General features: G+C 39.8%; 19 protein-coding genes. 5 read left to right on the top strand and 14 right to left on the bottom strand.

Annotated features, from left to right (window positions below; all coding sequences use genetic code 11):
- Positions 1 to 77 precede the first annotated feature (77 nt).
- Both ATS74_RS01805 and purU read left to right on the top strand, forming a co-directional pair.
- Positions 78 to 1,964 carry a hypothetical protein gene (locus ATS74_RS01805; RefSeq protein ID WP_058547228.1) on the top strand — a complete coding sequence of 629 codons (1,887 nt, stop codon included), beginning with the start codon at positions 78 to 80 and terminating at the stop codon, positions 1,962 to 1,964.
- A 180-nt stretch (positions 1,965 to 2,144) separates the two neighbouring features.
- Positions 2,145 to 2,975: a formyltetrahydrofolate deformylase gene (gene purU, locus ATS74_RS01800; RefSeq protein ID WP_058547227.1), complete on the top strand. Its 831-nt coding sequence runs from the start codon at positions 2,145 to 2,147 to the stop codon at positions 2,973 to 2,975.
- Between the two features lie 78 nt (positions 2,976 to 3,053).
- Here purU and ATS74_RS01795 read toward each other — a convergent pair whose 3' ends face one another.
- The 3 genes from ATS74_RS01795 to acs form a co-directional block, all read right to left on the bottom strand.
- The gene (locus tag ATS74_RS01795; RefSeq protein ID WP_058547226.1) at positions 3,054 to 4,646 is read right to left on the bottom strand and encodes an AbgT family transporter; all 1,593 of its coding nucleotides are present in this window, start codon (positions 4,644 to 4,646) and stop codon (positions 3,054 to 3,056) included.
- A gap of 182 nt (positions 4,647 to 4,828) precedes the next feature.
- The gene (locus ATS74_RS01790) at positions 4,829 to 5,479 is read right to left on the bottom strand and encodes a response regulator transcription factor (RefSeq protein ID WP_058547225.1); all 651 of its coding nucleotides are present in this window, start codon (positions 5,477 to 5,479) and stop codon (positions 4,829 to 4,831) included.
- Positions 5,480 to 5,583: 104 nt separating this feature from the next.
- A complete protein-coding gene (gene acs / locus ATS74_RS01785; RefSeq protein WP_058547224.1) occupies positions 5,584 to 7,524 on the bottom strand; it encodes an acetate--CoA ligase in 1,941 nt (646 codons plus the stop codon).
- Between the two features lie 441 nt (positions 7,525 to 7,965).
- On the opposite strand from acs, the gene ATS74_RS01780 reads away from it, so the two are divergent.
- Complete coding sequence (locus tag ATS74_RS01780; RefSeq protein ID WP_058547223.1) at positions 7,966 to 9,135, top strand: DcaP family trimeric outer membrane transporter; 1,170 nt, start codon at positions 7,966 to 7,968, stop codon at positions 9,133 to 9,135.
- Positions 9,136 to 9,559: 424 nt separating this feature from the next.
- Positions 9,560 to 11,683 carry a TonB-dependent siderophore receptor gene (locus ATS74_RS01775; protein ID WP_058547222.1) on the top strand — a complete coding sequence of 708 codons (2,124 nt, stop codon included), beginning with the start codon at positions 9,560 to 9,562 and terminating at the stop codon, positions 11,681 to 11,683.
- Between the two features lie 484 nt (positions 11,684 to 12,167).
- Here the strand turns inward: ATS74_RS01775 and recA are convergent, their stop codons facing one another.
- Both recA and ATS74_RS01765 read right to left on the bottom strand, forming a co-directional pair.
- Positions 12,168 to 13,211, bottom strand: coding sequence for a recombinase RecA (gene recA / locus ATS74_RS01770; protein ID WP_058547221.1), 1,044 nt, complete (start codon positions 13,209 to 13,211; stop codon positions 12,168 to 12,170).
- Between the two features lie 65 nt (positions 13,212 to 13,276).
- On the bottom strand, positions 13,277 to 13,768 hold the full coding sequence (locus ATS74_RS01765; protein ID WP_058547220.1) for a CinA family protein: 492 nt from the start codon (positions 13,766 to 13,768) through the stop codon (positions 13,277 to 13,279).
- A 21-nt stretch (positions 13,769 to 13,789) separates the two neighbouring features.
- On the opposite strand from ATS74_RS01765, the gene mutS reads away from it, so the two are divergent.
- The gene (mutS, locus tag ATS74_RS01760; protein WP_058547219.1) at positions 13,790 to 16,372 is read left to right on the top strand and encodes a DNA mismatch repair protein MutS; all 2,583 of its coding nucleotides are present in this window, start codon (positions 13,790 to 13,792) and stop codon (positions 16,370 to 16,372) included.
- Between the two features lie 139 nt (positions 16,373 to 16,511).
- On the opposite strand, the gene rpoS is transcribed toward mutS, so the two are convergent.
- From rpoS to ftsB, 9 genes are read right to left on the bottom strand one after another with little or no spacing between them, the layout of a single operon-like run.
- Positions 16,512 to 17,477 (bottom strand): RNA polymerase sigma factor RpoS, encoded by a 966-nt coding sequence (gene rpoS, locus ATS74_RS01755; protein WP_058547218.1) that lies wholly within the window; start codon positions 17,475 to 17,477, stop codon positions 16,512 to 16,514.
- Between the two features lie 35 nt (positions 17,478 to 17,512).
- Complete coding sequence (locus ATS74_RS01750) at positions 17,513 to 18,337, bottom strand: peptidoglycan DD-metalloendopeptidase family protein (RefSeq protein ID WP_058547217.1); 825 nt, start codon at positions 18,335 to 18,337, stop codon at positions 17,513 to 17,515.
- 41 nt (positions 18,338 to 18,378) lie between these two features.
- Complete coding sequence (locus tag ATS74_RS01745) at positions 18,379 to 18,957, bottom strand: YqaA family protein (RefSeq protein WP_058547216.1); 579 nt, start codon at positions 18,955 to 18,957, stop codon at positions 18,379 to 18,381.
- Between the two features lie 9 nt (positions 18,958 to 18,966).
- Positions 18,967 to 19,605 (bottom strand): protein-L-isoaspartate(D-aspartate) O-methyltransferase, encoded by a 639-nt coding sequence (locus ATS74_RS01740; RefSeq protein ID WP_058547215.1) that lies wholly within the window; start codon positions 19,603 to 19,605, stop codon positions 18,967 to 18,969.
- Positions 19,595 to 20,359, bottom strand: a complete 765-nt coding sequence (gene surE / locus ATS74_RS01735) for a 5'/3'-nucleotidase SurE (protein ID WP_058547214.1) — start codon at positions 20,357 to 20,359, stop codon at positions 19,595 to 19,597. The genes ATS74_RS01740 and surE overlap by 11 nt, the downstream gene beginning before the upstream one ends.
- Positions 20,340 to 21,389 carry a tRNA pseudouridine(13) synthase TruD gene (gene truD / locus ATS74_RS01730; RefSeq protein ID WP_058547213.1) on the bottom strand — a complete coding sequence of 350 codons (1,050 nt, stop codon included), beginning with the start codon at positions 21,387 to 21,389 and terminating at the stop codon, positions 20,340 to 20,342. The genes surE and truD overlap by 20 nt, the downstream gene beginning before the upstream one ends.
- Positions 21,386 to 21,883, bottom strand: a complete 498-nt coding sequence (gene ispF / locus ATS74_RS01725; RefSeq protein ID WP_058547212.1) for a 2-C-methyl-D-erythritol 2,4-cyclodiphosphate synthase — start codon at positions 21,881 to 21,883, stop codon at positions 21,386 to 21,388. Before ispF ends, truD begins: the two co-directional genes overlap by 4 nt.
- The gene (gene ispD, locus ATS74_RS01720) at positions 21,880 to 22,581 is read right to left on the bottom strand and encodes a 2-C-methyl-D-erythritol 4-phosphate cytidylyltransferase (protein WP_058547211.1); all 702 of its coding nucleotides are present in this window, start codon (positions 22,579 to 22,581) and stop codon (positions 21,880 to 21,882) included. Before ispD ends, ispF begins: the two co-directional genes overlap by 4 nt.
- Positions 22,571 to 22,858, bottom strand: coding sequence for a cell division protein FtsB (gene ftsB, locus ATS74_RS01715; protein ID WP_058547210.1), 288 nt, complete (start codon positions 22,856 to 22,858; stop codon positions 22,571 to 22,573). The genes ispD and ftsB overlap by 11 nt, the downstream gene beginning before the upstream one ends.
- Positions 22,859 to 22,875: the final 17 nt, after the last annotated feature.

The following is a 22,875-nucleotide window of genomic DNA, read 5'->3' as shown; positions in this document are numbered from 1 at the left end:
TAGATTTATTATCCTAAGTTCAGATTAATTACACTTTGTCCCCCGCAAGTGGGGGTGCTGTTTAAATGGAGAATTCAATGGCTTTTGATTATGGATCGATTGATCTTGGACTAAAAAACCCCTTCAAGCTTGAAGGTAAAGTTACAGCACTAAGAGGGCTTATTGAGTCTATTGCTGGTGTGAGCTTACTTGTGATTGCAGCAGGCTCTGTAAAAGAGGATGCAACCGCAGGTTGGATTTTAATGATATTTGGCATGTTTATATTAGCGCTTGGCATTCGCTCATTATCATCGGGTATATACGCAACCCTCAAGTATTTTGTTGGTAGAAATCACCCAACATCTTTGGCTTATAACTTTAGTAAATCGCAAACATCGACCGCCCAAGAAGAAAAAAAGGAAGTGGCCTATACCGCACATTCTCTTGAAGAAATGCTGGTTGGTCGTAAAAATAGTACGTTTAAGGAGCCTAATGGCTTTTTATCACGTTTGTTACACAGCTTAATCCCTAAGCTTTTATTTTTACCTTATCCTATTCGTAATATTGCTCAGCGTTTATTTGGCTCATGGGTAAGCACGCTTGTTGCTCTTATTGCTTATGCACTTGTAGCATTCGTATCTTTATCAGGTTTTACTGGTGAAGCTGGCGAATTAGCCTTTCCTGTATACAGTGCCATATTAATGTTTTATGTGCTTTTTTCTTGGCGCTCTTCAGGCAAACCTATTTCACGTAATGCAGAAAAAAACATCGAAGCTTTAGGTACTGGCGCGCTTGCTAAAATTATTTCTTTGTCGTTTATTTTACCTATTGTTATTGGCCTTTCTATGTCGTGGTTAATGCAAGAGCAGCATATTAGTAAAGCGCAAATAGATAACTGGCTTGAGCAATTACCTAGCCTTCATGCAGGGCTTTATTTAGTAGCAATTATTGTATTAGCCACTCTTAGCTGTGCACTTGTTTTTGTAATGATAAAGGCACGTTTAAATTCGGTAACGCCTACTGCTGAAGTTTCAGAACTACGTGAGAATTGGCAAGAATCAGTTCACCCAGATGAAGTATTTATAAACCTTGATAACTTAGTAATGGCTAATCGCCGATATAAAGAAGTACCTAACAGAGTTTACCGCGAATTAGACCCTAAATTACAAGAACAAATAGAAGGTAAAGGTGGCTTTAAAGGTGAAATGATCCAAGAGATTCAACCTAAATTACACCCTATGGATTTAGGTAAAAACTTTTCACTTACTCGTTTATTAGCTCTATTAAGTGGTAACTTACTATATATAGTGGCGCTAACGTTTACTGTACTTTTAGCGTACTCGCTTATTAATATTTACCACTATGTTGATGCGGCAAACATAAATACCATTGAACAAGCATTTAATAACCAGCACATTATTCAATTTAGTGAACTACTTATGACAAGTTTTCACTTTTTACTAATAGGTATACTTATAAAAGCATTTGCTCAATTACTTATTAATAGTGCACACCTATTTTTTGCTGAAATGCAATTTGAGTCATTACTTGTGTACTTTAAATGCGAAGGTACATTTACCGAATCTAAAATTTCAACGGGTACAGGTATACACGACAGCACTCGCTCTGAAAATACATTAGTGCGCAGTAGCATAACGCCTTGGATAATTGTTTCTCGTGTTATTTCTACAACATTTGCAGCAACAGGTATGAAAAACTTAGAGCACCCCCGCCATATTATGGAAATGCATAAAGACGAAGGCCAGTTACAAGCTATTAAAAATGATGTAATTGCATTTTTGAAAGACCGCGAGTCTATTGCTTCAATTACGAGTGAACGCGATTTAGGTAACGCATCACAAATACATCAGTTAAACCAGCAAACTCGAGCTATGCCTACTCAGCAAGCTATCACGAAAGACGACGAGGAAGCTGCTGGTTACCTCAGACAAGAAGAAAATCTATCTGGCGAACCGAAAACCTAACTAAACGTTATTAATAATTGCCACCTTGTAAATAAGGTGGCATTTTTTTATGCCCCAATTAACTTTATTACCTCTTTTATACTCAACAACATGATTAATACTGTATTAGTGCACAAAGCCCTTGCTTTATACGCTAAAACCCAAATAATGACGTATTAACCACAGGGTAGAATGAGGAAAATGAGTTACATACTAACCACCCAATGTGCCGATGATGTAGGCTTAATAGCTAAAATTACAGGCCTGTGTCATGAACACAATTTAAATATTACACGTAATAACGAATTTGTAGATAAAGACGCTAAACGCTTTTTCATGCGTACAGAGCTAACTGGTGAGCCACAAAGCGACTTTTTAGATAAGTTACAAGCCTTATTGCCAGAAGGCGCACAGCTTGCACTACACAATGGCGCTAAAACAAAAGTCGTTTTACTAGCCACTAAAGAGGCACACTGTTTAGGCACTGTGTTGCTTAAGCAATTTGAGCAAGCATTAAATATTGAAGTATTAGCTGTAATAGCTAACTACCCTGATTTAGAGCCATTAGCTAAAGGCTTTGATGTACCTTTTCATGTTGTATCGCATGTTGGTTTAACCCGCGCAGAGCACGATATAAAAGTAGGTGATTTAATTGCCTCTTACAACCCAGATATTATTGGCCTAGCTAAATACATGCGTATTTTAAGCCCTGAGTTTGTTGGCCGTTTTGAAAATAAAATCATTAATATCCACCATTCATTTTTGCCTGCATTTATTGGCGCAAAACCTTATCATCAAGCATTTGAGCGCGGCGTAAAAATTATTGGCGCTACGGCTCATTTTGTAAATAATGAGCTGGATGAAGGGCCTATTATTTTGCAAGACGTAACTAGCGTAACACACGCTAACACTGCCGAAATGATGGCTAAAATGGGTAAAGACGTAGAGAAAACTGTATTTAGTAAAGCCCTGCAGCTTGCCTCTGAGCATAAGCTATTTATTAATGGTAATAAAACCGTGGTGTTTAGCTAGTAATTATTAAAAAGCCAGCTTAGCTGGCTTTTTAGTACTTAATCTGAGTTTTGATTACTTCACGTCTACACTAATTATTTAAGGCGTGTAATATGTGGGTGACTCTGGCCCTACTGGCATTCCCAATAAAAACACCCAAACATAAAACAAAATAACCCAGCCTACAAAAAACACCATACTGTACGGAAGCATAGTTGCGACTAAAGTGCCTATTCCCATATCTTTTTTATATTTAACTGCAACGGCCAATATGAGACCAAAATAACTCATCATTGGCGTTATTAAGTTAGTTACTGAATCACCTATACGATAAGCCGCTTGTATTGTCTCTGGTGCATAGCCAATTAACATTAGCATAGGCACAAATATTGGAGCGGTAATAGCCCACTGTGCTGAGGATGAGCCTAAGCTTAAATTAACCAAGGCACACATTAAAATAAACAATATAAATACTTCGGGGCCTGTTAGGTTGAGCGCTTGTAATAATGCGGCACCATTAATAGCTAAAATAGTACCTAAGTTAGTCCATTTGAAAAAGGCAACAAACTGCGCTGCAAAAAATACCAGTACAATATATAGCCCCATAGAGCTCATACTCTTACTCATGGCATTTATTACATCTTTATCGTTTTTCATGGTGCCAACAACACGGCCATATACAAAACCAGGGATACTGAATGTCACAAAAATAATAACCACAATCCCTTTTAAAAAGGGTGAACCCGCTACCTCTCCGGTATCTTGATTTCGTAAAATGCCATCATCTGGAATAATAGTCCAAGCAAGTAATAACGAAACAACCAATAAAGAAATGCCAGCCCATTTTAAACCTGACTTCTCTTGTTTAGTCAGTTTATCAATGCTGTTTTGCGATAAATCGATGCTCGCGTCATCTGGGTTATACTTGCCTAAGCGAGGCTCTACTATTTTTTCGGTTACAAAAGTTCCTAATATCGCAATTAGAAATACCGATATCATCATGAAGTACCAGTTAGCCTCAGCGCCCACAACATAGGTTGGATCAATCATTTGCGCAGCTGGTGTTGTAATGCCCGCTAATAATGGATCTATGGTGCCTAATAATAGGTTTGCGCTATATCCACCTGAAACACCCGCAAACGCAGCAGCCAAACCGGCTAAAGGATGACGCCCTAAACTATGAAATATCATAGCTGCGAGGGGGATCAGTACAACATACCCTAGCTCAGCTGCAGTGTTTGACATAATAGCGGCAAATACCACCATAAATGTCACTAAACGTTTAGATGCGCCCATTACCATGCCTCGCATAGCGGCAGACAGTAAGCCTGAATGCTCAGCAACACTCACCCCGAGTAATGCAACAAGCACAGTACCAAGCGGCGCAAAGCCAGTGAAGTTGGTAACAAGCCCAGTCATGATCCGCTGTAACCCCTCAGCACTCAATAAGCTAACCACTTCAATAACACCATCCGGATCGCGCCCTGACGCACCTTCTGGTCGTGGATCAATTGCGCTAAGTCCATACCAATCAGCAATACCACTAAATACAACAATTGCGACTGCAAATATTGCAAATAAAGTAATCGGATGTGGCAGCATATTGCCTAAAAATTCAACAGCGGCTAAAAATCGATTAAATAACCCTTTGTTGTTTGGATCATTACTTGGTGAGTGTGTGGAGTCTGTCATACCCTGCTCTTGAAGTTACAAAATTGCAGTAACCTAGCATTTTTTGTATATGAGTTCATGTATAAAAGGTGAATAGCTTGTGAGAAGGTTTAAATAAAGAAGGCTAAACAGAGCCATAGTGCCAATTTTTAATTTACTATTTTAAAAATTGGCACTATGGCTCTTTTTTATAATACAGTTTGTTATGCTTGCTCTATTGGCTCAAGCTGAAGCTTGGCAGCAATTAAAACGGCTTGTGTGCGGTTGTATACGCCAAGTTTTCTGAATATGGCTGTAATGTGTGCTTTTACTGTCGCTTCTGATATGTGTAGTTCGTAGGCTATTTGTTTATTAAGCAAGCCCTCGTGTAAATATTGAAGCACTCGGTATTGCTGTGGTGTAAGTGAAGCAACTTGCGCTGCAATTTCTCTATCTTCACCTTCAATTTCAGCTACTTTATTTTTAAGCTCTTTTGGTAACCATGTATCGCCTTCAAGTATTTGGTTTATTGCGCTGGCAATATCATCAGACGATGACGATTTAGGAATAAACCCCATAGCGCCATAGCCCATTACTTTTGAGACTATATTAACGTCTTCACTACCTGAAACTACTGCAATGGGTAAGCTCGGATAGTCTTCTCTAATACGAATAAGACCATATAAATCACCATTACCTGGCATGTGAAGATCTAGCAGTAATATATCAAGATCCTCTTGCTCGCTTAACACTTGCAGTGTGCTGTCAAAACCTGAAGATTCAAAAACCTCTAAACCTTCAAACTTTGCGCTCAATGCACCCTTTAGTGCTTCGCGAAATAACGGATGATCATCCGCTATTAAAAACTGACTCATGGTTCACTCCTAATAAATTCGGCCGCCAACTAGGTATAAAATCCTAACTGACAGCCGATATACTACGTTTAGAATCAACTTGTAATCAAGTTTTTAACGCGCATTTAACGATTTAATCTGTTCTCGATTAGTTCATCCACTACAGATGGATCGGCAAGCGTTGACGTGTCACCTAACTGTTGATGCTCATTTGCAGCGATTTTACGTAAAATTCGGCGCATAATCTTACCTGAACGTGTTTTAGGTAAACCTGGCGACCACTGAATCATATCTGGCGATGCAATAGGACTAAGCTCTTTACGAACCCAACTGCGTACCTCTTTAGTTAGCTCATCACTAACGGTTACGCCTTCGTTAGGCGTAATGTATACGTAAATACCTTGGCCTTTTATGTCATGTGGGTAACCAACAACAGCGGCTTCAGCTACGGCTTCATGCGCAACTAATGCACTTTCTATTTCAGCAGTACCTAAACGGTGCCCAGACACATTAAGTACATCATCTACACGACCTGTGATCCAGTAATAGCCATCTTCATCGCGGCGACAACCATCACCTGTAAAATAAACACCTGGGTATGCACTAAAGTAGGTTTGCTCAAAACGTTCATGATCGCCATAAACAGTACGTGCTTGTGAAGGCCAGCTATCTAATATAACTAAGTTCCCATCAACAGCGCCTTCTAGTGTATTACCTTCTGCATCAAATAATGCTGGTGCAATACCAAAAAATGGATGTGTCGCAGAACCCGGTTTAGTATCAGTCGCACCAGGTAATGGCGTGATCATAATGCCACCGGTTTCTGTTTGCCACCACGTATCTACAATCGGACAATTTGACTTACCAATTTGTTCGTAATACCACGTCCACGCTTCTGGGTTTATTGGCTCACCAACCGATCCTAAAATACGTAAGCTATCACGATGTGAAGACTCAATCGGCTCATCGCCTTTAGCCATTAAGGCGCGAATGGCTGTTGGAGCGGTATATAAAATAGTAACGTTGTGTTTATCAACTACTTCGCCCATACGACCAGCTGTTGGATATGTTGGTACGCCTTCAAATAATACTTGGGTACACCCATTCACTAATGGACCATATGCAATGTAGCTGTGTCCTGTGATCCAGCCAACGTCGGCACTACACCAGTAAACATCATCCTCTTGTAAGTCAAATACATACTCATGAGTCATTGATGAATAAACTAAATAGCCACCAGTGGTATGTACAACGCCTTTAGGCTGACCCGTAGAACCTGATGTATACAATATAAATAAAGGATCTTCAGCGTTCATAGGCTCTGGTTCGCACTGCGCTGGTAAATCAGCGACTAAATCGTGCCACCAAATATCATGGTCATTCCAATCAACTTCACCGCCCGTCAATTGATGCACAATAACGTGCTCAATTGTGGTTACTGAGTCTTGCGATACCGCTTCATCAACATTAGCTTTTAGCGGCACACAATTGCCTGCGCGCCGGCCTTCGTCTGAGGTGATCACTACTTTAGCGCCAGAATCTTTAATGCGGTCCGCTATAGCCGATGGTGAAAAGCCACCAAATACAACAGAATGAATTGCACCAATTCGTGCACACGCTTGCATTGCATAAACAGCCTGAGGAGTCATAGGCATATAAATAGCAACACGATCGCCTTTTTGTACACCTAGCTTTTTAAGGCCATTAGCAAATTTAGCCACTTCATCGTGTAACTGTTGATAAGTAATATTTTCGCTTTCATTCGGGTTATCACCTTCCCAAATAAGCGCAACTTTGTCTGCTTTAGTTTTTAAGTGACGGTCAATACAGTTGTAAGACGCATTTAAATAGCCATCTTCATACCATTTAATGCTGATATGGCCTTTATCAAAAGAAGTGTTTTTAACTTTAGTGTAAGGAGTAGACCAATCAAGGCGTTTGCCATGTTCACCCCAAAAACCTTCAGAATCATCAATAGATTGCTTATAAAGCGTATTATATTTATTTTTATCAACAAGAGTCGCATCTTTAATATGCGCCGGAACTGGATAGATACTTTGTGACATCTTCGTCTCCATTAAAATTGCTTGCCTTAGGCTCCTATCAAGGATTACTCAGCAGTGCTTTATTAAGTATTAGACCTTAGTTGTACTCTGCTTTTATTTGTCTATTTGTAGTTTATAATCCGCCTGCTTTCAATTATTTTACATAGCCAATACAAGATGTTAAATGTAAGTAAATACAAACTAGTCTGCTCTAAAACCTTAGTCTTATAGACCAATAGGTAATTGAGTAAATATTGCGCATATTCAAAAGTGTTTGTGTACTTTAATAAAGATATTTGCGGTATCACCTGCTAAAGCTTTATTTAACGAATGAAAACAATATGTGTATTGAAAAGCCAAATGAACACCTTTTTTATTCGTAAGTAATACTCGTAGCAAGTAATACAACCTTATATGAAAAAAAAAGCAACAAACAACAAGTAGCCTATAAAGGACACCACAATGAAATTTACCCCATTAAAAACATTGGCAGCAAGCGCTGTACTATGTGCACTATCAAGTACTGCTTATGCGGCAACAGCTGCAAAAATTGGTGATACCGAATTTACCTACGGTGGATACATTAAATTAGACACAATGTGGAGTGATTACTCTGCTGGTGCACCTTCTGGCTCAAGTGTTGGTCGTGATTTTTACGTACCAAGTACACTTACTGTTGGTGATGACAATGACTCTGATGCTGTATTTGATATGCATGCACGTGAATCTCGCTTTAACTTTGGTACTTCAACGTTAATGGATAACGGTAAAACAGTAAAAACCAAAATTGAGTTAGACTTTTTAGCATCAGCGCCTGGTGGCAATGAGCGTGTATCAAACTCATACGCACCGCGTATTCGTCATGCTTTTGTTACTTACGATGGTTGGTTATTTGGTCAAACATGGTCAAACTTTCAAAATGTAGGCGCTTTGGCCGAAACTCTTGATTTTGTAGGCCCTGCTGAGGGCACTGTATTTGTTCGTCAAACTCAAATTAAATATACAACGGGTGCTTGGTCTTTCTCATTAGAAAACCCAGAAAGCACAATTACTACGCAAGGTGGCACACGCGTAGAAACTGACGACGCATCACTGCCTGACTTCACCGCCCGCTATACCCATAAAGCTGATTGGGGTAACGTTGTAGTGGCTGCACTAGCACGCCAACTTACATATAAAGTAGGCGATGTAGATGCTGACGAAACATCATTTGGTATTAGCGCATCAGGTAGAGTAAACTTTGGTGAAGATTACCTTAAGTTTATGCTTACACAAGGTAAAGGTTTAGGCCGTTACGTAGGCTTGAATGTGGCACATGGCGCAGTACTTAATGGTGATGAACTTGATGCAATTGATTCAACATCGGGCTTTGTGGCTTATCAACATAAGTGGACAAGCCAATGGCGCTCTACGTTCTTATACTCGTTCTTCAGTGCTGATAACAACACTGATTTATTAGCTATTTCTGGCGATCCGGTTGAATCTAGCCAAAGCTTTAGCGCCAACATTTTATACTCGCCAGTTAAACGCTTAACATTTGGTGCTGAGTTTAAACATGCTGAGCGTGAAACAGAAAGCGGTGTAGATGGCGATTTAGAGCGTTTACAATTCTCTGTTAAATACTCTTTTTAATTAGTAAAAACAGTATGATCAATTAAGCGGCCTTGGCCGCTTTTTTATATCGACTATAAGCTGTCCCTCACTATAAAATATACTAATAACCTATATGGCTCAGTGAGCTATCAATCAAATTCAACTCAGTAATAAATTCCATATTTCTATTCAGCCAAACCTAAAAAATTAATAACTTTTAAATAGCTATAAAAATATTACCGCAGTAATTTAAACTAAAAATATGAATTCGCGTGTCTTTTTAATAATCATTTAATACCATATTTGATAAGTATAAACCTACTAATGTATGTATATCATCCTCAATTGAGTCGCTAAAATTCAATAAAACAGAATAATTATAGATAAAACACATTAACGCAATTGCAAATCGATATCATTTAGATTAGATTATGCACTTCTTTTGAACTAATTGGAAAAACTCATGTCGTCCCCTCAAATTTTGCGTTTATCTAAACTAAGCTTTGCTACTTCTTTAATTTTATCTGGTTATGCATTTGCTGATGAAGCAAATACAAAAGATGACTCTCTAGAAAAAATAGCCGTGTATGGTCAGCATCATAAAAACTACATAACTGAAGATGCACAATCTGCTACAAAATTAGGCTTATCAATTAAAGAAACGCCGCAAAGTATTTCCGTTGTTTCTCGTGCATTAATGGACGACTTTTCATTAGATGATATCAATTCAGTACTTGAAAGCACTCCAGGCGTAACGGTAGAACAAATAGAAACAGATCGTACTTACTTTAAAGCACGTGGTTTTGAGATCACAAACTTTCAAGTAGATGGCTTGGGAATTCCACAAAGCTCAGGTTCAATTCAAGGCACGTTAGATACTTCTATCTACGACCGCGTAGAAATTGTACGTGGCGCAAACGGCCTGATGACTGGTGCTGGTAATCCATCTGCTACTGTAAATATGGTACTTAAAAAACCGACGTATGTTACACAAGCTCACGCATCTGCATCTTATGGTTCGTGGAACAACAAACGCTTAGAGCTTGATGTATCAACGCCTATTAACGATGAGCATGCTGTGCGTGCGGTATTCACTAAGCAAAAAGCTGAATCATACCTAGATCGTTACGAAACAGATAAAACAATTGGTTACTTAGCCTACGAAGGCAAACTAACTGACGACACCCTATTAAGCATTAACTACGTTAATCAACAAAAAGATGCCGACAGCCCGCTTTGGGGTGCATTGCCACTTTACTATACTGATGGTTCAGCCACAGATTATGATTCATCTACCAGTACAGCAGCCGACTGGTCATACTGGGACAACAGTGCAGAGCAAGTATATGTAACGCTTGAGCAAAACTTATCTGCTACCTGGGTAGCAATTGCTCGCTATGCACACATTGAAAACGAGCAAGATTCAGAGCTTTTTTACGTTTATGGCACGCCTGATAAAGAAACAGGACTTGGCTTAACAGGTTACGCTAGTCGTTATGATTACGAAGACAAGCACGACCTATTTGATTTATACGCCAGTGGTAAATTTGATTTATTTGGTCAAGAGCATGATTTATCGTTTGGTGTAAGCCAAGCAAAAATGGATTACAACGAGCAGTCTCTTTACGATTACACCACAGGGAACGGCTTTCCTGAAATGCCATCACTCGATACGTGGGATGGCGTAATACCTGAGGCTACACTTACCGATGGTTTGAATGGTAGTGATATTGAAAATAAACAGCAATCCGCTTATATATCAACACGCATTAAACTTAGCACTCCTTTAAGTATACTTGCAGGTGTTCGATACACCGATTGGGAAACAAAAGGGACTGCTTATGGCGTTGAGCAAACACGTAGCGATAATGAGCTTATACCTTACGTAGGCGTAGTGTACGACTTTACCGAAACACTCTCTGCCTATGCAAGCTATACAGAAACGTTTGTTCCTCAAAAAGAGCTTGATATAAACGCAGAGCAATTAGCACCAGTAACAGGAAAAAGCAGCGAAATTGGTGTTAAAGCCCAACTTTTAGATGATCAGATTTTTGTTACATTTGCTTACTTTGATGCAAAACAAGAAAATTTAGCGGTCGCATTACCAGATTCACTTCCAGGTGATACTCGTTACTACGGCGCAGACGGTATTAACAGCGACGGTTTTGAAGTTGAGTTAAGTGGTAAAATTACAGACGATTTAAGTGCGAGTATTAGCTTTAGCAACTTAAATATTGATGGTGATGATTTAGTTAAAGATTACACACCTGAAAACCAATTAAAACTAGCTGCTACTTATCAAGTACCATTAGTTGAAGGTTTAACATTTGGTGCAAACTACCGCTGGCAGGATTCTGTAAGCCGTGTACAAGTAGAAGATGCTTCAGGTGCAGCGCTTGTAACGACTAAACAAGATGCTTACGGCATTCTTGATTTAATGGCTAACTACAAAATTACTGAAAACGTTGGTGTTACTTTTAACGTAAATAATACTACCGATGAAAAGTACTTACACAGTTTATACTGGGCACAAGGTTACTACGGTGCACCGCGTAACTATGCACTATCGGTAAACTGGCAGCTATAAAATTTTTTAAAAGCGCTTAACCAGCTTAATTTATAAACGACACATTATATGTGTCGTTTTTATTTTTAAGGTATCAGTTTTACAGCTAATTAAATTCCAATCTATCTTATTAGCTATCGAGTGCTAAAACATCATCACTTCTTGCTATTTGATTACTCTATATTGCGGGCAATTAAATAATCAGCATTAAGCTGGCAACTTAAAATAATTAATATCAATTTACTTATATAAGGTCTTACTAGCGTTAAAAAAAATTGCTCTAAATTTAGGCAATATTTTTTATCTGTTTGTTCTAAATAAAAACTTTTAACCACATTATGGTGTAGCTTAATTCGTTTGGCTTCACAAAGACTTATGCAGGTTAGTAATAAGTATTACTGCTATTTTATATTACAGGCCCCCACAAACAAAAAACGCTAACCATTGCTGGTTAGCGTTTTTTATAAAGCTCGGGTCAAATCAAGCTTTGAGAACATTTTAAACCTTAAAGGTCTGCGTCATCGCCTAACTTATCTTCACCATCTTCTGGTTCAATAGTGGCTTTTAGCAATAACATGTCGCGTAGTTTGCCTTCAATCTCATCTGCAATTTCTACGTTTTCTTTCAAAAACTTAATTGAGTTTGATTTACCTTGGCCTACTTTGTTGCCATTGTAACTGTACCAAGCACCTGCTTTTTCAACAATTTTGTGCTTAACACCTAAATCAATTAGCTCGCCTTGCTTAGAAATACCTTCACCATACATGATGATAAATTCGGCTTGCTTAAACGGAGGTGCTACTTTGTTTTTAACAATTTTAACGCGCGTTTCGTTACCAACAACTTCATCGCCTTCTTTTACAGAACCAATTCGACGAATATCAATACGAACTGATGCGTAAAACTTAAGAGCGTTACCACCGGTTGTTGTTTCAGGGTTACCAAACATTACACCAATTTTCATACGAATTTGGTTAATGAAAATACATAACGTGTTAGAACGTTTAATATTACCCGTAAGCTTACGTAATGCTTGCGACATTAAACGTGCTTGTAAGCCCATGTGCGAGTCGCCCATGTCGCCTTCAATTTCAGCTTTTGGTGTAAGTGCAGCAACAGAATCGACAATAACTACGTCAACCGCACTTGAACGTACTAACATGTCACAAATTTCTAGCGCTTGCTCACCCGTATCTGGCTGAGACACTAAAAGCTCATCAATGTTAACACCTAGTTTTTGTGCGTATACTGGATCTAGAGCGTGCTCAGCATCAACAAAGGCACATGTTTTACCTTCTTTTTGAGCTTGTGCGATAACTTGTAAAGTAAGTGTTGTTTTACCTGAAGATTCAGGACCATATACTTCAACAATACGACCCATAGGTAAACCGCCTATGCCTAAAGCAATGTCGATCCCTAATGAACCTGTAGATACTGCATCAATGTTTAGGGCTTTATTGTCGCCCAGTTTCATGATTGATCCTTTACCAAATTGACGCTCTATTTGTGATAGTGCAGCGTCCAACGCTTTTTGTTTGTTATCGTTCATTTTGTTCTCCAAATCCAGCTAATGCGAACAAGTATACTGTATGAAACCACAGTATCAAGCGAAATTTATAAATTTATCTTCTCTATAGCTTTTTTCAATGCAAATTCAATAGCTTGCATTCTAACTTGCGTTCTATCACCACTAAATATTTGCTTAAAAGTGAATTGCTTACCAGCAATTTGTATGCAAAACCACACAAAGCCTACTGGCTTGTCGGGAGTCGCCCCACCTGGTCCTGCAATACCTGAAATAGCAATTGCAACATCGGCATTAGCAACGTTTATTGCACCAAATGCCATTTCCTTCACTGTTTGCTCACTCACAGCTCCAAATTGCTCCAACGTACTCGTCGCTACGTTAATTAATTCGTGCTTTGCCTCGTTACTATATGTAACAAAGGCACGCCCTAAATACCGCGAGCTACCAGGGGTTTCTGTTAGGGCATAACTCACTCCGCCACCAGTGCATGATTCAGCAGTAGTGATCCATAAGCATTTATCCGTTAAAATAGCGCCTAATTGCGCAGCAAGTGTTTTAATCTCTTGATGTAATTCCATATTCAGCCTTTGGGTAAATACATGTCGTTTGATCTTTATGCACCACACACTATAAAACAACAAACCCCTATGATGCAGCAGTATCTAAAAATAAAATCAGAGCATCGCGATATTTTATTGTTTTATCGTATGGGAGATTTTTACGAACTCTTTTTTGATGACGCTAAACGCGCAGCTCAACTTCTTGATATATCGCAAACGCACCGCGGTAAAGCAGGCGGCGATCCTATTCCTATGGCCGGGGTACCTTATCATGCCGTAGAAAACTACTTAGCTCGCTTAGTACAAATGGGCGAATCAGTTGCTATTTGTGAACAAGTTGGGGATCCCGCAACGAGTAAAGGCCCTGTGGAGCGTAAAGTAGTACGCATTGTAACACCGGGCACTATTTCAGATGAAGCGCTGCTGCAAGAGCGACAAGACAATTTACTGACCAGTGTTTGGCAAAATAAAAAAGGCCAATACGGAATCGCTTACCTTGATATAAATTCTGGTCGTTTTAACATTGTAGAAGTAAATACTGACGAAGCTTTTAGCTCAACGTTACAACGGTTATCGCCAGCAGAGTTACTGTATAGCGAAAGCTTTGTAAATACACATTTAATTGAACATATTAAAGGCGCTCGTCGTCGCCCTGAGTGGGAATTTGATTTAGACACAGCGCAACACTTATTGTGCGATCAATTTGGTACCAAGGATTTAGTGGGATTTGGTGTAGAAAAAGCTCACTCAGCACTCGTAGCCGCCGGCTGTTTAATGCAATACGTAAAAGATACACAACGTATTGCTTTACCTCATATTCGTGCTATTACGCTTGAGCACAACGAGCATGCGGTTATTTTAGATGCCGCAACCCGTAAAAATTTAGAATTAACGGTCAACCTGTCGGGCGGATTTGAAAACACCCTCGCACAAGTACTTGATAAAACAGCCACAGCAATGGGCTCACGTTTACTAAAACGCCGAATTCATACCCCTGTTCGTAATAAAGATGAGCTTAATTCTCGTTTAAATGCCATTAGTGCAATTTTAGACGTACAACTTTGCGGCGAATTACACGAGTCACTAAAAGATATTGGTGATATAGAACGTGTAATAGCGCGTTTAGCATTATGCACTGCACGCCCAAGAGATTTAACACGTCTGCGCAGTGCACTACAAGCACTTACACCTCTGCATAATTTATTAAGTGATGCGAGTGACCCGCGCATAACAAGTATTATCAAACACTCGCCTGAACTACCAGAGCTACAAGCATTGCTAGAGCGTGCTGTTATTGATAATCCGCCAGTACTTATTCGTGATGGGGGCGTAATTGCGCCTGGTTATAATAATGAATTAGATGAGTGGCGTAACCTAAGTAAAGGTGCAACCGATGTACTTGAGCAGCTTGAACAACGCGAGCGTGAACGTACAGGCATTAGTACATTAAAAATTGGCTATAATCGAGTACACGGCTTTTTTATAGAAGTGAGCCGCGCCAATTCTCATTTAGTACCTGCTGATTACGTTCGTCGCCAGACGCTTAAAAATAATGAACGCTATATTATTCCAGAGCTTAAAGAGCATGAAGATAAAGTACTAGGCAGCCAATCAAAAGCGCTCGCGCTTGAAAAACAACTATACGAAGAGTTATTTGAATTTATAGCCCCTCACATTGAACAGCTGCAAATAATGGCCGCAGCGCTTGCTGACTTAGATGTATTAAATAACTTAGCAGAGCGTGCCTTTGCGCTTAATTACGCTAAACCAGAATTATGCGACAACGACAACATTAGCATTAAACAAGGCCGTCACCCAGTTGTTGAACAGGTAATGAAAGAACCCTTCATTGCAAATCCTGTAGAGCTTAATAGCCAGCGCAAAATGTTGATTATTACAGGTCCAAATATGGGAGGTAAATCAACCTATATGCGTCAAACAGCGCTTATTGTATTAATGGCGCACATTGGCTGTTATGTCCCTGCCGATAGCGCGAAAATAGGTAATATAGACCGCATATTTACGCGTATTGGTGCAAGTGATGATTTAGCCTCTGGCCGCTCAACCTTCATGGTTGAAATGACCGAAACCGCCACTATTTTAAATAATGCTACAGCGCAGTCTTTGGTGTTAATGGATGAAATTGGGCGAGGTACAAGTACCTACGACGGGCTTTCGCTTGCGTATGCTACAGCCGATCATTTAGCATCAAAAATTTCAGCAAAAACACTGTTTGCAACACACTATTTTGAACTAACAGAACTTGCAGAGCAAACTCAAGGTCTTGTAAACGTTCACCTTGATGCAATAGAGCATAACGACACAATCGCATTTATGCATACAGTTCTCGACGGTGCAGCAAGCAAGAGTTTTGGTTTGCAAGTAGCTGCACTTGCCGGTGTGCCTAAAGCGGTAATTGCGCAAGCTAAACAAAAACTTAAGTTACTTGAAAATCACCAAAGTGTTACTGCCCCTAATACAGAGCAACAAGCGTTTACATTTAATAACGACGCTGTTATTGAGCCTTCACAAGTTGAAGAACAATTAAGCGCTATTGACCCTGATAACTTATCGCCTCGCCAAGCGCACGAACTGCTTTATAAATTAAAAGCACTGCTTTGAGGTTAATTAGTCCAAGCCTTATCCCGTCCTAAAAAGTGTTTATATATTTAGGACGGAACGACAGGCATAAAAAAAGCTGAAGAGTTAACCCTTCAGCTTTTTACACACATAATTTATTGTTTAGTTTGCAAAATTAAAGTTACGAAAACTGATTAAATAAGCTTTCTGTACTTAAACCTTCTTGTTGCAAAATATCTTTTAAACGTCGTAAAGCTTCAACCTGAATCTGTCTTACACGTTCTCGTGTCAGTCCAATTTCACGCCCTACATCTTCAAGCGTTGATGGCTCGTAGCCTAGTAAACCAAATCTGCGTGCTAATACTTCACGTTGTTTAGGGTTTAACTCACCTAACCAATCTACAATATGTTTATTAATATCGTTAGTTTGAACTTCGCCTTCAGGCCCTGCGCTTTTTTCGTCTGCAATAATATCAAGTAAAGCACTGTCGTTTTCACCGCCGATAGGCATATCCACAGAGGCAATTTTTTCATTTAAACGTAGCATTTTAGTTACGTCTTCAACAGGTCTATCAAGGCTTGCAGCAATTTCTTCAGCAGTTGGCTCATGGTCAAGCTTTTGCGTTAACTCACGTGCTGTACGCAAGTAAACATTTAATTCTTTAACTACGTGGATAGGTAAGCGAATAGTTCGGGTTTGGTTCATAATGGCACGTTCAATAGTTTGACGTATCCACCATGTTGCGTAAGTTGAGAATCTAAAGCCACGCTCTGGGTCAAACTTTTCAACGGCGCGGATTAAACCTAAATTACCTTCTTCAATTAAATCTAGTAATGCCAAACCACGGTTATTGTAACGGCGAGCAATTTTAACAACTAAACGTAAGTTGCTTTCAATCATACGTTTTCGTGAGGCTTCACAACCTCGAAGTGATTTACGTGCAAAGAAAACCTCTTCTTCTGCACTAAGTAAAGGAGAGAAACCTATCTCACCTAAATAAAGCTGAGTTGCATCAAGATTTTTTGTAACTTCTTCTTTAGCAAAAATCTCATCTTCTTCTACTTTTTCAAGTAGTGAGTTGTTTTCTTCTACGGCGGTGTCATCGAACTTTTCATCAGTCGTGGTGTTTTTTGCTGCGCTAGCCATAAGCCTTCTCCCGAGCAATTATCAATACCTAAAAATTAGGGAAGGTATTTAGCAGGATTGACAGCTTGCCCTCGGTAGCGAATTTCAAAACGAAGTGCGGTGACCGAAGATTCTGAATTTCCAATTTCTGCTATTTTTTGTCCTGCCTTAACTTTCTGCTTTTCTTTAACAAGTAATTTCGAGTTATGTGCATAAGCACTTAGGTAATCATCATTATGTTTCAATATGATTAAATTACCGTAACCTCGAAGAGCGTTACCCGCGTACACCACCGTTCCTTGTGCCGCGGCTAAGACTGAAGCCCCTTTATGATTAGTAATCTGTAAACCTTTATAACCGTTTTCCTTATTAGAAAAGCGTTTGGTAACTTTGCCCTTTGCTGGCCAAAACCACTTAACTTTACTGCTCGACAAACGTTTAGTTTTACTAATTGTGTTACTGGCTTGTTTCTGAACATACTCTCGTTGTTTTGGAGGATCAAGCTCTTTCTTTAATTTTATGTTATTTTTTTGTACATTTTTTATAGACTTTTTACTCGAATTCGTATATTTTTCATCCCTTTTTATTTTTTCTGTTGGAGCAACCAACGATATACTCTGGCCTGGGAAGATAATATAAGGTGATGGAATTGAATTGTTTTTTGCCAGCTTTCGAAAATCCTGCCCCGCGCTAAATGCAATAGAATAGAGTGTGTCCCCCTTTTGTACTTTGTAACGATCACCATTAATGTTAATAGTATGACCTAAATCATTAACATTATTATTTAGGCTACTTACAGGGGCAGGAACATGTCTTGAAGAACAGCCAAAAAGAAAAACACTAATGAATATAGCAACATACAGTAAAAACTGTTTATTCATCGTGTTTTTCTCCTTACTTATAAAATGGGGATTTTTAATACTTATCGTAGTAAAAAGTATGCAACTACTATCAATACAACTAAAGCCCAGCCAAGTACTTCAATATATTGACGTAATTTTTGTTCCATTTTAACTCCGCCCCATTTCATTAAAGCCGAAACTAAAAAAAAGCGAGCCCCACGTCCAATTGCAGATGCGAGTAAAAATGGTAAAAAAGCCATTTGCATTACACCTGCCCCAATCGTAAATACTTTATAAGGAATAGGTGAAAAGCCTGCTAAAAAAACAACCCATACACCGTACTCTTTAAACCACATAAGTGCGGTATCGAATTTATCTTGCCAATGCATTTGGGCAATAAGTGGTTCTACTACAGGTTCGAATAACCAAAAGCCTAGTAAATACCCTATAACGCCCCCAAAAACCGATGCAACTGTTGCAAAGCTTGCAAAGCGCCATGCTTTACTTGGCTGTGCAAGCGACATAGGTGCAAGCATTACATCGGGTGGGACAGGAAAGAAAACAGACTCTGCAAAACTCATGGCTGCTAAGTAACGCTCTGCATGGCGGTGTTTAGCCCATACTAGGGCCATATCGTATAACTTGGTAAACAACTTCAAAATGAATTCCTATTCAATATCGCCAGGTATGAGCGGTACAAACCTTACGGGGGCAATAACATGCTCTGTGTAGTTATCGCCATTGCGAATAACCATGGTTAACTTTTGCTCTTGCTCTCCTATAGGGGCGAGTAACACACCACCATCAGATAGTTGAGCGAGTAAATCTTGTGGAACTTTAGACGCGGCTGCGGTAACAATTATGCCATCAAAAGGGGCTTGTGACTGCCAACCCTGCCAGCCATCGCCATGTTTCATTGCTACATTATATAAATCGAGTTGATGCAAACGGCGTTTAGCTTGCCATTGAAGCGCTTTAATGCGTTCAACCGAATATACTTTAGTAAACGATTTAGCCAGTACAGCGGTTTGATAACCAGAGCCTGTGCCAATCTCAAGTACTTTATCGCGCACACCTGCAAGGCGAAGTAACTCTGTCATACGGGCAACAATATAAGGCTGCGAAATCGTTTGTCCTTGTCCAATAGGCAGCGCTGTGTTTTCGTAAGCTTTGTGCTTTAGTACATCATCTATAAATACATGGCGCGGTATATCTGCAATAGCACTAAGGACTTGTGTATCCTCTACCCCTTCACGCTTTAAAAGCTCAGCAAGCGCTTTGGCGCTTCGTGAGTAATTAGCTAGCACTATTTATCTCCAAATCAGCTAACCAGTCTCCTACTGCTTTTAAGCTATCTTTTGCAGTCATATCAACACTTAGTGGCGTTACAGATGCAAAGCCATTATTTATTGCATAAAAATCAGTACCTTCACCTGCATCGCTTTCAGTACCTAATGATCCATACCAAAAAATATCACGACCCCACGGGTCGGTTTGCTTGGTCATGGTTTCGGCTTTATGGCGCGCACCTAAACGCGTTACTTGTACACCTTTTAATTCATTTAACGGAATATCGGGCACATTAATATTTATAATTTGATCTTTAGGAAGCGGATGCGATGCCAAACCTTTTATTATATTTACGGTTACAGCGGCTGCCGTTTCAAAATACTCACCTTTGTGCGAGCAAAGCGATACAGCAATAGCAGGCAAGCCTAAATGACGACCCTCTGTAGCAGCTGCAACGGTACCAGAATAAAGCGTATCATCGCCTAAATTAGCACCATGGTTAATACCCGCAACAACTAAATCGGGTTTTTCATCAACAAGTTGGTTAACACCTAAGTGAACACAGTCAGTGGGTGTGCCATTAACTGATATAAAGCCATTTTCGAGCGTGGTGGCACGTAAAGGGTTCATTAATGTTAATGAATTACTTGCTCCACTACAGTTTCTATCAGGGGCAACCAGTGTTACCTCTGCTATTTGCATGAGTGCTTGATATAAAACTGCAATGCCTTTGGCATTTACACCATCGTCATTACTTAGAAGTATCTTCATTATTGCTGTCCTTTTCTTTTCGCTCGCGAGGGCTAGCATCGGTATAATCCACCAGCTCACGTAATAATGCGGTTGCAAAACACCCTTTAGGTAAACCAAAACTTAGTTTTAACGTAGTTCCATCAAGTGTTTCAACAGATAAGTCTTGTGGTATAAGCCTTAGCATTCTGCGTTCATTTTTAAGACCAAGCTCACCTAAGCCATCGCACCATGCTTGGTATGGTTTGAGCCATGTTTTTTCTTGATCGGTTAAGCCTTTTTCGCTTTTACCTACCATAGGTGCCGACATCATAATATCGCCAGAAGCTAAGCGAGCTATGTTCTCATCACTTATTGCATCTTCAAAAAACGCATTACTGCCGCTTAGCATAAATACTTCGCGGTGCATGGTTTTGGCTAAGCCATGTTCGTTTACACGCAAGCTTACTATTTGGTTAAATACGTACGAGCGCGCTGCAGAAATGATAATACCGCGTAGCTTTTTATCGCGAATACGCTCCCCAGCAAACATTTTTTCGGCCATTACTAAGTTATGGCCGCCGTGCCCAAAGCGCTGCTCACCAAAGTAGTTTGGCACACCTGAACGCACCGCATTTATACGGCACAATATATCAAGCGGCTGTGTAACATTACGAAGCGTAATAGTAAATTTATTGCCCTTATGACAACCCGTTCGTAGTTTTCGCTCGTGGCGCAGCTGCGAAACTACAAAAATGCTCTCGCTGTTAAGCTCACTAAAATCAATATGCTTTTTAATAGGCACTTTTACGCTAAACCATTGGCTACATACACCGTGGCGATCTTTCATGCCCGCGTAACTTACATCACGTGGAGATACACCTGCTTTTTGAGCGATAATTTTAGCAACATATTGTGTGTTTTCGCCTTTTTTAACCACTTGTAAGCAAACATGCTCACCGCTGCCAGTAAACTCAATACCTAAATCTTCATCCACCATAAAATCTTCAGCCGTGGTTTTAAAGTCCGCTTTAGAGAGTGGTGCACCGTATAAATAATTTAAGTCGCTCATGCGTTTGTTGTACTCGTAAGCGCTTTACTCATAATAACAACTGCATGACTAGAAATACCTTCTTTACGCCCTTCAAAGCCCAGTTTTTCGGTTGTAGTAGCTTTAACATTTATCTGGCTAAGATCGCAGTTTAAATCGCTGGCTAAATTAGCACGCATAGCTTGAATGTGTGGCAGCATTTTTGGTGCTTGCGCCACAATAGTGACATCACCGTTACCCAATACATAACCTTGCTCTTTAGCAAGGCCTACAACGTGGCGAAGTAAAATACGACTGTCGATATTTTCATACTCGCTGGCTGTATCAGGGAAGTGCTTGCCAATATCGCCCATAGCGAGCGCACCTAAAATAGCGTCGCATAATGCATGAATAGCTACATCACCATCTGAGTGTGCTAAAAAGCCTTGTGGGTAATCAATTTTTTCACCACAAATAGTTAACGGGCCTACGCCGCCAAATTTATGTACGTCAAAACCATGGCCAATTCGAATCATACTGCACTCTCGTTTTGTTGTTTGTTTAATAAAAACCCCGCCAAATCTAAATCTTCTGGCGTGGTTATTTTAATATTGTCGCTGCGCCCTGTAATTAATTTAACCGGCTTATTTGCCCACTCTATGGCGCTTGCTTCATCGGTAATTGTTACCCCATTTACCAGAGCATTTTGTAAAGCGCTTTTAAGCTCATCGTACTTAAAAAGCTGCGGAGTAAGCGCTTGCCATAAATCGTCCCGGGGTACTGTTTGCTCGCTGTACGTATGCCCACGCTTTATGGTGTCTTTTACTTTACTGGCTAAAATACCGCCTTCATTTGCTTTTATACATTCATTAATAAGCGTATTTATATCGTCAATATTTACAAGTGGCCGCGCGGCATCATGCACTAACACCCACTGTGGTGGGTTGGCTTCTAAAAAAAATAAACTATTAAGCACAGAGTCGGCACGCTCTTTACCACCACTTGCACGTATTACGCGCGAATCTATTTGCGGAAGCTCATCAAAGTAAGGGTCAGTGTCGCTAATCGCCACAACAATACGGCTTAATTGAGGGAGTTGAGATAGTTTAGCTAAGGTATGCTCTAAAATGGTTTTACCAGCTAACTTTATATATTGCTTAGGCGCATTGTGCTGCATTCTGCTGCCAACGCCTGCTGCCGGTACAATAGCAGCAATTGAATTTTTAGTTGTCATGTTGTTTGCCCGGTAAAACACGAATAAATGTTTCGTCCGGTTTGATCATTCCTAATTCGTTACGTGCACGCTCTTCAATACCTTCTTGGCCAAGTTTTAAATCTTCTATATCGGCGGTAAGTACTTTATTACGTTTAATTAGTTTTTCGTTTGTTTGCTGGTGCGATGCTACCGCCGACTTTAATCGTGTGTAGTCTTGTACGCCATTATGGCCAAACCATAATCTATATTGCACAAACAGTGCTAAGCACAATAAGCCAATCTGAAAAAAACGCATTAACACTCCTTATTTTT

This window comes from Pseudoalteromonas sp. H103, assembly GCF_001469205.1.
Classification (GTDB): domain Bacteria; phylum Pseudomonadota; class Gammaproteobacteria; order Enterobacterales; family Alteromonadaceae; genus Pseudoalteromonas; species Pseudoalteromonas carrageenovora.
The sequence above is the reverse complement of the archived record's forward strand: the minus strand, read 5'-3'. Positions and strand labels throughout refer to the sequence as shown.